Source organism: Kitasatospora sp. Ki12 (genome assembly GCF_054601375.1).
The window spans coordinates 872,063-887,912 of the sequence record NZ_BAAIHT010000001.1; the positions used below are offsets into that span (position 1 = coordinate 872,063).

The window sequence follows — 15,850 nt, forward strand, 5'->3', positions numbered from 1 at the left end:
CGCACGTCCGGCACTGGCGTCCGCCGCGGGCCATGCGCTGCACTGGGTGCCACCCTTGTCCCCTACCCACCGGAGGTCCCCGTGCTGACCCGGATCGACCACATCGGCATCGCCTGCCGAGACCTCGACAAGACGGTCGAGTTCTACCGCGCCACCTACGGCTTCGAGGTCTTCCACTCCGAGGTCAACGAGGAGCAGGGCGTCCGCGAGGCCATGCTCAGGATCAACGGGACGGACGACGGCGGCGCCTCGTACCTCCAGCTGCTGGAGCCCACCCGGCCCGACTCCACCGTCGCGAAGTGGCTGGAGAAGAACGGCGAGGGCGTGCACCACATCGCCTTCGGGACCGCCGACGTGGACGGCGACGCCGAGGCGATCCGCGGCAAGGGCGTCCGGGTCCTCTACGACGAGCCGCGGATCGGCTCGATGGGATCGCGGATCACCTTCCTGCACCCGAAGGACTGCGGCGGGGTGCTGACCGAGCTGGTCACCTCCGCACAGAACGCCCACGAGGAGCACTGATCGTCCACCGGATCGCCCCCCGGGTGCCGCACGCTCCGGCGGCACCCGACGGCCCGTCGGTCATGACCCGTCAGTAACCTGGCCGGAAGAGCCGGAAAACCCCCATGCGGCCATTCCCCCGCGGTGCGGGCCCACTACAATGCCCAGGTGCGCGAAGACTCCGGGGGACGGAGGCGACGGGCACGGCCGAAGACTGGCCCGTCCGCCCTGCGGCGGTCGGCCCGTCGCAAGGGGAGTCCATTACGCGGGCACGGCTGAACAGTCGCTAGACGGATCTGTCACCATTCTCCACAAGGCAAGAGTTCGCCCAGGAGTCCACCCGGACGGGGGAACGCGGTACCCCGCGCTCCCACGCCCCGGATTCCGACGACCGCGGAGTGCGGCCCCGGCTTGGAAAGGGGCCGTCCACCTGCTGCGGATGCAAGGACCAGTCGGAGCCGACGCCCGGGACACCGGAGCCCGGAACCGGCCGGGTCGAGGACGCGACCAGGAGATGGATGGGACCGCGGAGTGCGGGGCAACGACCGCTACGAGGCTGACGATCACCTCTCCCAGTTCGAGGCCGAGATGGGTCGGACTCGGAAGGAGCGGGACAAGGCAGTCGAGCATGCCGAGGACCTCGCCTACCAGGTCGAGGTTCTCCGGGCGAAACTGCACGAGTCCCGTCGCATGCTCGCCCAGCCGCGCGCCTTCGACGCCGTGTCCGGCCAGGCGGAGCAGATGCTCCGCACCGCCGAGATGCAGGCCCAGCAGCTGCGCGCCGACGCCGAGCGCCAGCTGCGCGACTCCCAGGCCGCGACCCAGCGGATCATGGCCGAGGCCGCCGAGCGCACCGCCCGGCTGGAGGCCGAGCTCGCCGCGCGCCGCCGCCAGCTGGAGGACGAGCTCGCCGAGCTGCGCCGCAGCGCCGAGCAGCACGTCAACGGCTGGGCCGAGCAGACCAGGGCCGGCTCCGAGCAGGAGGCCCAGCGCCTCCTCCAGGAGGCCCGCGCCGAGTCCGAGCGGATGGTCGCCGCCGCCCGCGCGGAGGCCGTCGCCCTCGCCGACCAGGCCCGCGCCCAGACCGCCGCCGACGTGGACGCCGCCCGCGGCGAGGCCCACGCCGCCGCCGAGGCCGCCCTCCAGCGCGCCCAGACCGACGCCGAGCGGCTGCTGCGCGCCGCCTCCGAGCAGGCCCAGCAGGCCGGCGCCCAGCTCGCCGCCGACGTCGACGCCGCCCGCGGCGAGGCCCAGCAGCAGCTGGCCGCCGCCCACGCCGCCGCCGAGCGCCAGCTCCTCGCCGCCCGGGCCGAGATCGACCAGCTCAAGGCGCGGGCCGCCGACGAGCAGGCCCGGGCCGAGCAGCAGCTCACCGCCGCCAAGGCCGAGATAGAGCGGCTGCGCGCCGAGGTCATCGCCGAGGCGGAGCGCACCCGCGTCGAGGCCGCCGCGCTGCGCGCCCAGGCCGAGCAGGCCGCCGAACAGCTGCAGGCCGACGCCGAGGCCGCCGCCGTCCGCAAGGTCGCCGACGGCGAGGCCGCCAACGAGCAGCGCTCGCAGACCGCCCGGGCCGAGGTCGCCCGGATGGTGGCCCAGGCCACCAAGGAGGCCGACGCGATCCGCGCCGAGGCCGAGGCCGTACGGACCACCGCCGCCACCCGGCAGGCCGAGGCCGACGCCGCCAAGGCCGCCGCCGCCGAGGAGAGCGAGCGGCTGCGGGCCACCGCCGAGTCGGTCGCCGCCGAGCTGCGCGCCGACGCCGAGGCCGCGATCGCCGAGCTGCGCGCCCGGGCCGAGCGGGACGTCGCCGAACTGCGGGCGCAGGCCGACGCCGACGCCCGGCGCCTGCGCGGCGAGGCCGAGGAGGAGGGCCGGGCGGCCGCCGCCAAGGACGCCACCGTCCAGCTCGCCAAGGCCGCCAAGACCGCCGAGGAGGTGCTCGGCCGGGCCAACCAGGACGCCGAGACCGCCCGGAGCGAGGCCTCCGCCGAGGCCGAGCGGATCCGCACCGAGGCCGCCGCCGAGGCCCAGCGCCTGCGCGAGCAGGCCCAGGCCGCCGTCGAGCAGGCCCAGAACGCCGCCCTGGACGACGCCGCCGCGATCCGCGAGCGGATCGAGCAGATGCAGGACGAGGCGGCCCGGCTGCGCGCCGAGGCCGAGGAGCTGCGCGCCCAGGCCGCCGCCGAGGCCGAGCGGGTCCGCGGCGAGGCCCGCCGGCAGGCGGTGCTGCAGATCGAGGAGTCGGCGAAGAACGCCGAGGAGCTGCTCACCAAGGCGAAGGCCGACGCGGACGAGCTGCGCGCGGGTGCCGCGGGCGAGATCGAGCGGCTGCGCGAGCAGGCGCAGGAGCAGGCCGCCGAGACCCAGGGCCGGGCCGAGCAGACCCTGACCAGGGCGCGGGCCGAGGCCGGGAAGATCACCGCCGCCGCCGAGCAGCAGAGCCAGGACGCGCTCGCCGCCGCCAAGGCCGCGGCCGCCGAGAACCGCGCCGCCGCCGAGCGCGAGACCGCCGAACTCCGGCGCGAGGCAACCGAGTTCGACCAGCGGGTGCGGGCCGAGGCGGCCGCCGCCGCGGAGACCGTCAGCGCCGAGGCGCAGGCCGGGGCGAGCGCGGTGCGCGACGCCGCGGCGGCCGACGCCGAGCGGGTGCGCACCGAGGCCGACACCGAGGCCGCCCGGACCCGGGCCGAGGCCGAGGCCGCCGCGAACGCGCTGCGCGAGGAGAGCCGCCGCGAGCGCGAGGAGGCCTCGGACGGGCTGCGCCGCGAGCGCGAGGAGACCTCCGACCAGCTGGCCGCCGCCAGGACGGCGCGCCAGCAGGCCGAGCACACCGCCGCCGAGGTCCGCGAGGCCGCCGACGCCCACGCCGCGGAGGTGCGGGCCGAGGCCGAGCAGGCCGCCGGCGAGCTGCGCGCCCTCGCCCAGCGCGAGACCACCCAGCAGCGCGAGGCCGCCGACCAGTACGTCACCGAGGTCCGCACCGCCGCCGAGACCTACGCCGGCGACACCCGCGGGAACGCCGACGCCTACGCCGCCGAGGTGCGGGCCGAGGCCGAGCAGGCCGCCGGCGAACTGCGCGCCCTCGCCCAGCGCGAGACCACCCAGCAGCGCGAGAGCGCCGAGGCCTACGCCGACCGCGTCCGCGCCGAGGCCGAACAGCACGCCGCCGAGCTCACCGAGCGCACCGCCACCGAGACGACCGAGCAGCGCGAGGCCGCCGACCGGTACGCCACCGAGGTCCGCACCGCCGCCGAGACCTACGCCGCCGACGCCCGCGAGGTGGCCGACGGCTACACCGCCGAGCGCCGCGCGGCCGCCGACGAGCTGCTGGAGCGGGCCGAGGCCACGGCCGAGCAGCGCCGGGCGGACGCCGCCAAGGACGCCAAGGCCACCCGCGAGAAGGCCGCCGCCGAGCTGGCCCTGGCCGACGAGCAGGCCTCGACCGTCCGGGCCGAGGCCGGCCGCGAGCTGTCCGAGGCCCGCGCCACCGCCGACGACATCCGGGCCGAGGCCGCGGCCGAGCTGGAGCAGGCCCGGGCCGACCGTGCGGAGCTGATCGCCGCCGCCAAGGCCGAGGGCGCCGAACTGGTAGCCGTCGCCGAGGAGGAGGCCGCCGACGTCCGCCAGTCGGTGGCCGGCATGTACGAGGCCGCCGCCGAGCAGATCGCCGCGCTCAAGGCCACCGCCGAGCAGGAGGCCGACGAGGTCCGGGAGGCCGCCGAGCAGGCCGCCACCGAGCTTCGCGTACTCGCCGAGCGCGAGACCGCCGAGCAGCGCGAACTCGCCGACCGGGAGACCGCCGACCTGCGGGCCGCGGCCGACGCGTACGACGCCGAGGTCCGCGAGCTCGCCGAGCGCGAGACCGCCGAGCAGCGCGAGCTCGCCGAGCGCGAGACCGCCGACCTGCGGGCCCGTACCGACGCGGAGACCGCGGCCCTGCGCGAGCAGACCGAGCTGGAGCTGGCCGCCGAGCGGGAGGCCGCCGAGGCCGAGCTGGGCCGGCAGCGCGCCGAGGCCCAGGCCTACGACGAGCAGCTGCGCGCCGACGCCGAGGCCGAGCTGCGCGCCGCCCAGGAGGCCGCCGAGCAGCTGCGCGCCGACGCCGGGGCGCAGGCCGCCCGTACGGTGGCCGAGGCCGAGGCCCAGGCCGCCCGCACGGTCGCCGACGCCGAGGAGCTGGCCGCCGGGCTGCGCGCCGAGGCCGAGGAGTACGCCCTCGCCACCCGCACCCTGGCCGACGACTACGACAGCGACACCCACGCCCGCGCCGACGCGTACGACGCGGAGACCAGGGAGGCCGCCGAGCAGTTCGACAAGGCCACCCGCGAGCACGCCAAGTCCGTGCTGGAGAAGGCCTTCGCGGACGCCGAGGCGCTCGGCGAGGACGCCCAGACCACCGCGCTGGCCACCACCGCCGCCGCCGAGGAGCAGGCGGACGCGATGGTCGCCGCCGCCCGCAAGGAGGCCGACCGGCTGGTCGCCGCCGGCGAGGCGGCCGGCCAGGGCGAGGTCGAGAAGGGCCGCTCCGACGCCGACGCGCTGCTCGCCGAGGCCCGCCGGGACGCGACCGCGATCCGCGAGCGCGCCGAGGAGCTGCGCGAGCGCACCGACGCCGAGGTGGAGGCGCTGCACGAGCGGGCCCGCAAGGAGAACGCGGCGGCCATGAAGTCGGCCGGCGAGCGGGTGGACGCGCTGGTGACGGCCGCCCAGGAGCAGCTGACCGAGGCCGAGGAGCAGGCGGTGGCGACCGTCGCCGAGGCCGAGGACCGCGCCGCCGCCCTGGTCGCGGCCGCCGAGGACCGCGCGTCCGAGCTCACCTCGGAAGCCTCCGCGGAGGCCAGCAAGGTCCGCCTGTCCGCGGTCCGCAAGGCCGAGGGCCTGCTCAAGGAGGCGGAGACCAAGCTCTCCACCTCCACCGACCGCGCCGAGGCGCTCATCGAGAAGGCGGAGGCGAAGCTGGCGTCGGCCGAGGCCGAGGCCGAGGAGCGGCTGGACGAGGCGGCGACCGAGGCGGAGAAGCGGCTGCGGGACGCCGACCGGGCCGCGGACGAGCAGGTCGAGCTGGCGAAGGCGGAGGCGGAGCGGCTGCTCGCCGAGGCGAAGGCCGAGGCCGAGCGGGTCACCGACGAGGGCCGGCGCGAGCTGGACGAGCTGGTGCGCCGCCGCAAGGACATCAACACCGAGATCTCCAGGGTCCAGGACGTGCTGTCCGCGCTGGAGGCGTTCGAGGCACCATCACCGGTCGCACAGGCCAACGGGGGAAGCAGTACCAAGAAGGACGGGGGCGCCAAGGCCGGTGCCGGAGTTGGCTCCCCCCGGTCGGGTGGCAATCGTTCCAAGAACGCACCACCCGATTGAGCGGACATTGTCCGCGGGACAACGGCATTTCGCCGTCGACACTCCGGTACCGTGTCAGGATTCCCTCAACCACCTCAGCGGTTTGACGACAGGAAGCCCAGAACCCCATGAGCGACAGTCACTCCCCTCACGGCTTCGACCTGGTGCGCCGTGGGTACGAGCGCGCCCAGGTCGACGAGCGGATCACCAAGCTGGTGGCCGACCGTGACAGTGCCTTGACCCGGATCAGCGCGCTGGAGAAGCGCATCGAGGAGCTCCACCTGGAGACGCAGACCGCCCAGGCGGCGGTCGTCGAGCAGGAGCCCTCGTACGCCGGTCTCGGAGCCCGCGTCGAGAAGATCCTGCGACTCGCCGAGGAGGAGGCCAAGGACCTGCGCGACGAGGCGCACCGCGCCGCCGAGCAGCACCGCGAGCTCGCCGAGGCCGCCGCCCAGCAGGTCCGCACCGAGGCCGAGAACTACGCCAAGGACCGCAAGGCCAAGGCGGAGGACGAGGGTCTGCGGATCGTCGACAAGGCGAAGAGCGACTCCGCCCAGCTGCGCGCCGAGGCCAACAAGGACGCCCAGAACAAGCGCGAGGAGGCGGACGCCCTCTTCGAGGAGACCCGCACCAAGGCCGCCCAGGCCGCGCTGGAGTTCGAGACCAACCTGGCCAAGCGCCGGGAGCAGTCCGAGCGCGACCTGGCCGCCCGTCAGGCCAAGGCCGAGAAGCGTCTGGCCGAGATCGAGCACCGGGCGGAGCAGCTGCGCCTGGAGGCCGAGAAGCTGCGCACCGACGCCGAGCGCCGCGCCCGCCAGACCGTCGAGACGGCCCAGCGCCAGTCCGAGGACATCGTGGCGGACGCCAACGCCAAGGCCGACCGCATCCGCAGCGAATCCGAGCGCGAGCTGGCGGCGCTCACCAACCGCCGCGACAGCATCAACGCCCAGCTGACCAACGTCCGCGAGATGCTGGCGACGCTGACCGGCGCGGCCGTGGCCGCCGCCTCGCTGCCGAACGACGACACCATGGGCGTGCCCGCCCAGCAGTCGCGCTGACGCCGCACCCCTGTCGTACCCCAGGCCCTCACCCCCACGGGTGAGGGCCTGTCGGTTGTCCCGCCGTCATCACCTCGGGCACTTCTGCCGCCGGACCGGACCTACCGGGGGTAGGCGCCGTCCGGCCGCTGGTGCCCGCTGCTGAGCTGGTTGCCGTCGTCGTCGGAGACCGTGCCGAACCAGGAGGTGCACCAGACCGACACCGAGTCGGGCCAGTACTGCACCTCGAAGGGGTGGCCGGACCCGTGGTCGCCGTAGGAGGTGACGATGAAGGTCTCCCCCGGGCGCAGCCAGTAGTCCTCGCCGAGCGGTTCCAGGGTGAGTTCGACCAGCACCTCGCTGCGGTTGGTCACGGGCATCCGGCCGGTCACCTCCAGCGCCGAGAAGTCCCAGGAGGCCGCGTCATCGCTCATCCGGCGGCCACCCGGCGCAGCAGGGAGCGGACGGCGGCGTCGAAGGCCCCGGGCGCCTCCAGGGGGCTCAGGTGGCCCACGCCGGGGAGGACGGTCAGCTCGGCGTCCGGGCGGGCCCGCAGCATCCGTTCGGCCTCCTCCGGGGCCACCAGGGCGTCCTGGGCGCCCGCCACGAGCGCGACCGGCACCCGCAGGCCGGCCAGTACGTCCAGCGTGTCCGGGCGGGCCGCCATGGCCCGCTGGGCCCAGGCGACGGAGGCCGGCGGCGCGGCGGCGACCATCGCCTGCACCCGCTCCACGAGGTGCTGGGAGTCCGGCCCGAGCTGCCCGGCCGCCACCCGCTCGTCCAGCAGCAGCTGCACGCTGTCCCGCGCGGTGACGGCGGCGGCGATCCGCTCCCGGTTGGCCCGTACGGCGTCGGTGTCGGCGGTGGCGCGGGTGTTGGCCAGCAGCAGGCCGGACAGCCGTCCGGGGTGGCGGCGGGCGAGGGCCAGCGCCACGTAGCCGCCCATGGAGATCCCGCAGACCACCGCGCGCTCGATCCCGGCCGCGTCCAGCAGCAGAGCGAGGTCGTCCGCGACCGCGTCCAGCGAGGGCTCGTCAGTACCCAGCTCGGTCCCGCCGAACCCTCTCTGGTCGGGGGCGAGCACCCGGGCCCCGTCCCCGGTGAGTCCGGGCAGCGTGTCCAGCTGGGATGACCACATCGAGGCGTTCATCGGAAAGGCGTGCAGCAGCACGAGGGGTGTTCCGGTACCGCTCTCGCGGACCGCCACCGCGGATGGGAGCTCGCTCATGCGCCCACCGTATTCCGGCACGCCCACCGAGCCCACTCAGCGGGCCGCGATATCCCCTTTGTCCTAGCCTGACAAGGAGTAAGGGAGCGCGAATGATCGAGTTGCACGAGCTGACAAAACGTTACGGCAAGACGCTCGCGGTGGACCGGCTCAGCTTCACCGTCCCCCGCGGGGTGGTGACCGGCTTCCTCGGCCCGAACGGCGCCGGCAAGTCCACCACCATGCGCATGATCCTCGACCTCGACCGCCCCACCGGCGGCCGGGTCACCATCGACGGCAAGCGCTACGAGCAGCTCAGCGAGCCGCTCAAGTACATCGGCGCCCTGCTGGAGGCCAAGGCCGTCCACCCCGGCCGCACCGCCCGCGACCACCTGCTCTGGCTCGCCCAGAGCAACCGGATCCCGGAGCGCCGGGTGGACGAGGTGCTCGCCCTGGTCGGCCTCACCCCGGTGGGCCGCAAGCGGGCCCGCGGCTTCTCGCTCGGCATGGGCCAGCGCCTGGGCATCGCCTCCGCCCTGCTCGGCGACCCGGAGATCGTCATGTTCGACGAGCCGGTCAACGGCCTCGACCCGGAGGGCATCCTCTGGATCCGCAACCTGATGAAGCGGCTCGCCGGCGAGGGCCGGACCGTCTTCGTCTCCTCCCACCTGATGAGCGAGATGGCCGTCACCGCCGACCACCTGGTGGTCATCGGCCGGGGCCGGCTGCTCGCCGACATGCCGATGCCGGAGTTCATCCGGCGCAACTCCCGCTCCGCGGTACGGCTGCGCACCCCCGAGCCCGAGCGGCTGCTGGACGTGCTGGCCGGCGCCGGACTGCGGCACGAGGCGGGCCCGGACGGCTCCTACGAGGTGGTCGACGGCGACCTCGCCCGGCTCGGTGAACTGGCCGCGGCCAACGGCCTGGTGCTGCACGAACTCAGCCCGCAGCAGGCCTCGTTGGAGGAGGCGTTCATGCAGATGACGGCCGACTCGGTGGAGTACCACGCGGGCGACGGACCGGGCCGGGACGCGGCCGGAGCGCCCGGCACCTGGGGGGCCGGCTGGCAGGCGGACGGCGCCCGGCACACCGCCGCGGCCCGACAGGAGGAGAACTGAGATGGCGTCCTTCCCGGCGGTCCTGCGCTCCGAGTGGACGAAGATCCGCAGCGTCCGCTCGACGGTCTGGACGCTGGCGCTGGCCTTCGTCGTCACCGTCGGCATCGGCGCGCTGCTGTCCCTGCTCACCAACAACAACTTCACCGAGTTCCGCCGCAACGAGCAGTCCCCGTTCGACGCCACCGGCACGGCCTTCGCCGGCATCATGCTCGGCGAACTGGCCATCATCGTCTTCGGCGTGCTGGCGATCGGCAACGAGTACAGCAGCGGCATGATCCGGGTCACCCTGGCCGCCGTCCCGCAGCGCACCACCCTGCTCGGCGGCAAGGCGACGGTGCTCGGCGGGCTCGCCCTGGCCGTCTCGCTGGTGACGGCTTTCGTCACCTTCTTCGTCGGCCAGGCGCTGCTCGGCTCGCACTCCACCTCGCTCGGCGAACCGCACGTGCTGCGCGCGGTGTTCGGCGCCGCGCTCTACCTGACGATGCTCTGCCTGTTCTCGGCAGGCGTCACCACGATGCTGCACAACCAGACGCTCGCGCTCGGCGTGCTGGTGCCGTTCTTCTTCCTGCTCTCGCCGATCCTCTCGGCGGTGCCGAAGGTCAAGACCCTGGCCCACTACTTCCCCGACTACGCGGGCTCGCGGATGCTGCTGGTGTACGAGCAGCACGGCCAGCCGTACGGGCCGTGGGCCGGCTTCCTCATCTGCCTGGCCTGGACGGCCGCCGCCCTGGCCGGCGGGGCGCTGGTGCTCAAGAGGCGCGACGCCTGAGGAAGCCCCCGTGCCCGAACGCGCGCCCGGGGACCGGGCCGGGTTCAGTACCGCGGAGCGCCGCGCCCCCGCAGGATGTTGGAGGCCCGGCGCTCCCGCGCTCCCCAGCACGCGCGGTGCCAGTGCCGCCGGTCGTCCACGCCCGCGCCGTGCATCGGCCAGGCCACCACGTGGCCCACTCCCGGCGGGATCTCCTGGTCGCAGCCCGGGCAGCGGTAGAACCGGCCGGCCGTCCCGGCGACGGTCTGGACCACCCAGTCCTCGCCCTGGTAGTTCTCGGTGCGGCGCAGCGCCCCACCGAGCGGGGCGGCGGCCGGCTCGGCGCTCTCACGGGGGGCGGCGCTCTTGATCCGGTTGCGGCGCGGCGACACGGCGGACTGCCTCTCTTCCGGGGCTCTGGGCCGTTCCAGCCTACGGCCGGCGGACCCCCGCGACGGCCACTATCACGGCTCCGGCCGGCACTCCGCGGTTTTTGCCGAGATCCACCCGATCATCGGGGAAATTCGGGGTTCGACGTGCCGTTGGCACATGACATCCGATACCCACAAGGGGAAGAGGCGGGGCTCGCAGACCCTGCGCGCACCCGAGGAGGCCCCAAGGATGACCAAGACCAGCGCCCGTGCCGAGACCCGCCGACCCGTCGGGGTCCGGCCGCCCGCCCCCGGCCCGATGCTGACCACCGTCCCGCAGGTGACGGCCGTCCCGGGCGATCCGCTGCCGACGGCGCAGCGCGCGGGGGCGCTCCCGGCGGACACCGCGCCGGTGCGGGTCGGCCTGTTCCTGCTGTCCGCGCAGTTCCCCGGCCAGACCCACGGCGAGGCGCTGGAGCGCACCGTCCGGTCCACCGTCGAGGCGGAACGCGCGGGCCTGGACAGCGTCTGGCTCGCCGAGCACCACTTCGTCCCGTACGGGGTCTGCCCGGACGCCGCGACGCTCGCCGGGCTGCTGCTCGGCCGCACCCGCCGGATCGGCGTCGGCACCGCGGTCAGCGTGCTCTCCACCCGGCACCCGGTGGCGCTCGGCGAGCAGGCCGCGCTGCTGCACCTCACCTCCGGCGGACGCTTCACGCTCGGGGTCGGCCGCGGCGGGCCCTGGATCGACCTGGACGTGTTCGGCGACGGGCCGGGCGCCTTCGAGCACGGCTTCCCGGAGCGGCTGGACCTGCTGCTGCGCTGGCTGCGCGGCTCCCGGGTCGGCGCGGACGGCCCGCAGTTCGCCTTCCCCGAGGTGGCGGTGGTGCCGCGGGCCACCGAGCCCGTCCGGCGGCCCGCGCTGAGCAACTGGCTCGGCTTCGGCGAGCAGTCCGGCCCGGTGCGCTTCCCGCGCCAGCGGCAGGACGAGGAGGGCCTCGGCGAGGAACTCACCGCCGCCGGACGGCCGGTGGCCGGTCCGCCGGTGGTGGTCGCCTGCACCTCGCCGGGCGGGGTGAAGCTGGCCGCCGAGCGCGGGCTGCCGATGCTGCTCGGCATGCACTCCGGCGACGAGGACAAGCTGCGGATGCTGGAGCTCTACCGCACCGCCTGGCTGGCCGCCGGGCGCGGCGAGGAGCAGCTGCGCCGGGTGACCCGCCAACACGTGGCGGCCGGGGTGGCCCAGGTCGACGACCGCGCCGCGGCGGCCCGGTCCACCCTGCTGAACGCGATGCCCGGCTGGTTCGAGTACGGGCTCGGCGCCCACCGCACCGTGGACGGCCGCGAGCGCAAGATGCGCGACCCGCGCGAGTACACCGAACTCCTCTGCGACCTGCACGCGGTGGGCACCCCGCGACAGTGCGCCGACCGGCTGCTGGCCACCGCCGAACGGACCGGCATCCGCCGGTTCGCCCTGCTCGCCGAGGGCAGCGGCGACCACGAGGCGACCCTGCACAACATCGCCCGGCTCGGCTCCGAGGTCCTGCCGCAGCTGGGCTGACCGGGGCCCGCCGCCGACCGGACCGGGCCGCCGCCCCTCCCCCCGCACCGGGGGACGGGGGCGGCCGGCGCGGCGGCCGCACCGTACTGGTCGAGCGCCGGGCGCTCAGCAGTCCCGCAGTTCCTCGGACTGGTTGAGCAGCTGCTCCCGGACGGAGGTGAAGCGCGTGAACCGCGCGTCGTTGGCCTCCGACGGCAGGAACACCGCCACCCGGTGACAGTTCTGGAAAGCCAGCCGCACGCCGAAGTGACGCTGCAGGGCGCCCCGGATGGCATCGCTGGCGAGCGCCCGCAGCAGCTGGCCACGGGCCTGCTCGCTGGGCGGCGGTACCTGGTTGTCGGCGAAGTCGGTGCCGTCGACCTTCGCCTGGGCGACCAGCGAGCTGATCAGGTCCCAGGCGTACGGCAGGGAGACGCGGACGCAGTCGACGAATTCCCGCTCGTCGACCTCGCCCCGCTCGGCCTTTTCCAGCAGGGCCGGTGAGACGTCGAGCGACATGGATTCTCCTCTCGCGGTCCACCCGCGCGGCGCCCGGGTGGTCATGCGTAGTCCAAGCTCAGGTGAGGGTGGGCGAAATCGCGTGTGGTGTCCGGAACACCGTGGGACGGGGGTTGCCGGCACCTCGCAATCAGCGACGGCGGGCACGGGACGTGACGTCCCGAACACCGACAGCGCTCAGAACAGCGTGGCAGTCAACGGCGGAGCAGGCCGGTCATTCCTGCGGATTGCTTCGGAAATACGCCGTGGTACACCAGATTGGCCGGATCCTGTCGGATCGTTCATCTGAAGTCTCCATCCCCGTTGACAGCGATCCCGCAAGCATGCCGTCACACACCGTAGCGACCCGATGGGATGGGCGCCAGACCTCGACGGAACGGGAGCGGAAGCGCGGAACCTCCATGTTCGCGGGGTTCGCGCTTTCTTCACCCCGTCGTCGCGGAATCGCATCAACTGGCCCCGGTGGGCTAGCGTGGTCGACCGTGCGTCTCGTAATTGCCCGCTGCTCAGTCGACTATGCCGGTCGGCTCTCCGCCCATCTGCCCTCCGCCACCAGGCTCATCCTGGTCAAGGCCGACGGCAGCGTCAGCATCCACGCCGACGACCGCGCCTACAAGCCGCTCAACTGGATGTCCCCGCCGTGCGTCCTCAAGGAGGCCGACGGGGTCTGGACGGTGGAGAACAAGGCCGGCGAGAAGCTCATCATCACGCTGGAGGAGGTGCTGCACGACTCGTCCCACGAACTCGGGGTGGACCCGGGCCTGATCAAGGACGGCGTCGAGGCACACCTCCAGGAGCTGCTCGCGGACCGGATGGAGGTGCTCGGCAGCGGCTGGTCGCTGATCCGCCGCGAGTACCCGACCGCGATCGGCCCGGTCGACATCCTCTGCCGCGACGCCGACGGCGCCACGGTGGCCGTCGAGATCAAACGCCGCGGCGAGATCGACGGTGTCGAGCAGCTCACCCGCTACCTCGAACTCCTCAACCGGGACCCGCTGTTGGCCCCGGTGAAGGGCGTCTTCGCCGCGCAGGAGATCAAGCCCCAGGCCCGTGTGCTGGCCACCGACCGCGGCATCGGCTGCGTGGTGCTGGACTACGACGAGCTGCGCGGCATCGACGACGACAAGCTCAAGCTGTTCTGACTCAGGGCGTCGGCGACGCCGACTGGCTGGGCCCACCGGTGGTGGCGGTCGCCGTCGGCGACGGCGAGGTCGGTGAGCTGGTCGGAGGCGTCACCGGGGGCGTCGTGGGCTGGCTCGTCGGCGGCTTCGACGGCTGATGGGTCTGCGACGGCTGCCCCGGCGGCGGCACCGGCGGCTGCGGCTGACCCGGTGCGGTCGGCTGCGGTTGCGGCGGGGCCTGCGACTCCGTCGCCCCCGGCGAGGAGCTCGGCTTCTTCGACGGCGAGGCGCTCGGCGAGTGCGACGCGCTGCCGCTCGCCGAGGGCTCCGGGCTGCCGCTCGTCCCCGAGGGGCTGGCCGAGGCCGTCCCGGCCGGGCCGGGGGCCGGGCTGCCGGAGGGCTGCGGGAACGGCGGGTCCTGGGCGCCGCCGCCCTCGTCCAGCCGCCCGCTGTGCGAGTCCTTGGCGGGGTGCCCGTCCGGCCCGGTGAGGCTCATCGCCACCGCCGTACCGAGCGCCCCGATGGTCAGGACGGCCGTGGTGACCACGGCCACCCGGCGCCGCCGGCTGGACTTGAGCCGGGCCGGCACCCGGGCCGCGATCTTCCGGATGACCGGCGCGCGGCTCGGCGCCACGGGGCCGGCGGCCGGCAGCTGCCGCCCGTCGGCGCGCAGCAGGTCGAGCATCCGGCGGGCCGAGGCCACGCCGCGCGGCTCCCCGGCGGTCGCCCGCAGGGTGAGCGCGGTCTCCAGTTCGGCGACGGCCCGGGACGGCTGCTGCTCGCAGATCGCGTGCACGCCGGCCTCGTGGTGGAACCAGGCCTGGTCGCTCGCCGAGCCGGCCCGGCGGGCCGCCTCCTGGCCGAGCTGCAGCACCCGCTCCCAGGCTCCCCAGCGCAGCGCGAGCGCCAGGGCGGGCGCCGCCGCCCGGGCGAGCCGGATGACGGCGTCGTGGCGTCCGGCAGCCCGGTCGGCGAGCAGGACGCCGATCACCACCTCGGCCTCGGCGGCGATCTGTTCCAGCGTCACCGAGCTGTGCCCGACCCACCAGGCGAAGTGCTGGGCGGCGCCGTCCACGCAGCCCCGGGCCGGCCAGTGCGGGGCGAGCAGGTCGAACGCGCCGGCGGTCAGCCGGTGGTGCCCGCCGATGGACACCGTCAGCCCGGCGTCGGCGAGTTCGGCGAGGGCGGCCTCGCCCTGGCCGACGTCGATCAGCGCGGGCAGGTGCGGCGCGGTGGGGCACTCCCCGCCGAGGGCGACGGTGAGCCGCAGGACGGCCTGCGCGGGCTCGCTCAGCCCCTCGGCGAGCCGCACCGCGGGCGAGGCGGTCTCGGCGACCGAGGGCAGCGGGACGGTGCGGCGCAGCGCGTCCTCGCGGATCGCCGGGTCGGGGTCGTGGACGGGACCGTCGACCGCGCCGAAGACGTCCATCCGGTCGTCCTCGGCGGCGACCAGCGCGTCCACCGCGACGTCCCGCTGGCGCAGCAGGGCGGCGGCCTGGACGAAGCGCAGCGGCAGGCCCTCGGACTCGAACCAGAGGTCCACCGCCCAGGCCTTCTCGGCGACGTCCAGGGCCCGTCCGGCCAGCCGGGCGGTGAGGGCGAGGCAGGCGGCGCGGGAGAGCCCGGCGACGAGGTGGTCCCGCATCCGGGAGTCGGCCGCGAGCGGCGGGCTGTCCGGGGCGACCGAGACCAGGAAGGAGCAGCCGGGGGCGAGGGCGAGCAGCCGGTCCAGTTCGGCGCCGGAGAGCTCGGCGGCGTCGATCACCACGACCGCGCCGACCTCGGCGAGGTGGGCGGCCAGCTGTCCGGGGTCGGGCCGGTAGCCGGGGGCGTGGTGGGTGGCCGCGAAGAGGTCCTGGAGCAGGTCGGCGGCGGTACGGCGGTGGCCGCAGAGCTGGACGACGCCGCCGGGGGCGAGGTCGGCGGCAGCTTCGGCGACGGCCGACAGCAGCGCGCTGCGGCCGGAGCCGGCCTGGCCGACCAGGCGTATCGAGCGGCCCTCGGCGAGCAGGCCGAGCAGTTCGGCGATGTCGGCCTCGCGGTCGAGCAGCGGCAGGTCGGCGGGCCCGGCGCCCATGGCGAGCGGGCCGACCGCGCGCCCGACGCCGCCGACCGGGCCGCGGGCGGGCTCACTGCGTTCGATCCGGCGCGGGCGGGGCCGCCACTCCGGGGGGCAGGGCCGGGCCTCGGAACCGTCGGGGGCGCCGACGCCCACCAGCAGGCCGCCGGAGACCAGTTCGCCGCCGCGGGTGCGGACGGCCTCCTGCCTGAACTCCCCGGATGGCTGTGCCACGTTCTGCTCCGCATCGTGCTCGGCCGCCGGCGCCACGCGCCGACCGGCTGACGTCCCG

12 protein-coding genes are annotated in these 15,850 nt (G+C 75.1%); 7 read left to right on the forward strand and 5 right to left on the reverse strand.

Features of this window, described 5'->3' with window-relative positions; translation table 11 throughout:
- Positions 1–81 precede the first annotated feature (81 nt).
- The 3 genes from mce (at position 82) to ACYP53_RS03690 (ending at position 6,896) form a co-directional block, all read left to right on the forward strand.
- The gene (gene mce, locus ACYP53_RS03680) at positions 82–522 is read left to right on the forward strand and encodes a methylmalonyl-CoA epimerase (RefSeq protein ID WP_189915752.1); all 441 of its coding nucleotides are present in this window, start codon (positions 82–84) and stop codon (positions 520–522) included.
- A 510-nt stretch (positions 523–1,032) separates the two neighbouring features.
- Positions 1,033–5,859 (forward strand): hypothetical protein, encoded by a 4,827-nt coding sequence (locus ACYP53_RS03685; RefSeq protein ID WP_459646627.1) that lies wholly within the window; start codon positions 1,033–1,035, stop codon positions 5,857–5,859.
- Between the two features lie 107 nt (positions 5,860–5,966).
- Positions 5,967–6,896: a coiled-coil domain-containing protein gene (locus ACYP53_RS03690; RefSeq protein ID WP_189915750.1), complete on the forward strand. Its 930-nt coding sequence runs from the start codon at positions 5,967–5,969 to the stop codon at positions 6,894–6,896.
- 101 nt (positions 6,897–6,997) lie between these two features.
- Here the strand turns inward: ACYP53_RS03690 and ACYP53_RS03695 are convergent, their stop codons facing one another.
- Positions 6,998–7,309 (reverse strand): hypothetical protein, encoded by a 312-nt coding sequence (locus ACYP53_RS03695; protein WP_189915749.1) that lies wholly within the window; start codon positions 7,307–7,309, stop codon positions 6,998–7,000.
- Complete coding sequence (locus ACYP53_RS03700) at positions 7,306–8,103, reverse strand: alpha/beta fold hydrolase (protein ID WP_189915748.1); 798 nt, start codon at positions 8,101–8,103, stop codon at positions 7,306–7,308. Before ACYP53_RS03700 ends, ACYP53_RS03695 begins: the two co-directional genes overlap by 4 nt.
- 92 nt (positions 8,104–8,195) lie before the next feature.
- On the opposite strand from ACYP53_RS03700, the gene ACYP53_RS03705 reads away from it, so the two are divergent.
- On the forward strand, positions 8,196–9,200 hold the full coding sequence (locus ACYP53_RS03705; RefSeq protein WP_189915747.1) for an ABC transporter ATP-binding protein: 1,005 nt from the start codon (positions 8,196–8,198) through the stop codon (positions 9,198–9,200).
- A gap of 1 nt (position 9,201) precedes the next feature.
- Positions 9,202–9,969: an ABC transporter permease subunit gene (locus ACYP53_RS03710; RefSeq protein ID WP_459646628.1), complete on the forward strand. Its 768-nt coding sequence runs from the start codon at positions 9,202–9,204 to the stop codon at positions 9,967–9,969.
- Between the two features lie 44 nt (positions 9,970–10,013).
- Here ACYP53_RS03710 and ACYP53_RS03715 read toward each other — a convergent pair whose 3' ends face one another.
- Positions 10,014–10,340, reverse strand: a complete 327-nt coding sequence (locus ACYP53_RS03715) for an ATP/GTP-binding protein (RefSeq protein WP_189915745.1) — start codon at positions 10,338–10,340, stop codon at positions 10,014–10,016.
- Positions 10,341–10,731: 391 nt separating this feature from the next.
- Between ACYP53_RS03715 and ACYP53_RS03720 the strand changes: the two genes are divergently transcribed.
- Positions 10,732–11,880 carry an LLM class flavin-dependent oxidoreductase gene (locus tag ACYP53_RS03720; RefSeq protein ID WP_189915860.1) on the forward strand — a complete coding sequence of 383 codons (1,149 nt, stop codon included), beginning with the start codon at positions 10,732–10,734 and terminating at the stop codon, positions 11,878–11,880.
- Between the two features lie 105 nt (positions 11,881–11,985).
- On the opposite strand, the gene ACYP53_RS03725 is transcribed toward ACYP53_RS03720, so the two are convergent.
- The gene (locus ACYP53_RS03725; RefSeq protein WP_189915744.1) at positions 11,986–12,378 is read right to left on the reverse strand and encodes an SCO5389 family protein; all 393 of its coding nucleotides are present in this window, start codon (positions 12,376–12,378) and stop codon (positions 11,986–11,988) included.
- A gap of 482 nt (positions 12,379–12,860) precedes the next feature.
- On the opposite strand from ACYP53_RS03725, the gene nucS reads away from it, so the two are divergent.
- Positions 12,861–13,520: an endonuclease NucS gene (gene nucS, locus ACYP53_RS03730; protein ID WP_189915743.1), complete on the forward strand. Its 660-nt coding sequence runs from the start codon at positions 12,861–12,863 to the stop codon at positions 13,518–13,520.
- A 1-nt stretch (position 13,521) separates the two neighbouring features.
- On the opposite strand, the gene ACYP53_RS03735 is transcribed toward nucS, so the two are convergent.
- Positions 13,522–15,792 carry an ATP-binding protein gene (locus ACYP53_RS03735; RefSeq protein ID WP_189915742.1) on the reverse strand — a complete coding sequence of 757 codons (2,271 nt, stop codon included), beginning with the start codon at positions 15,790–15,792 and terminating at the stop codon, positions 13,522–13,524.
- Positions 15,793–15,850 lie beyond the last annotated feature (58 nt).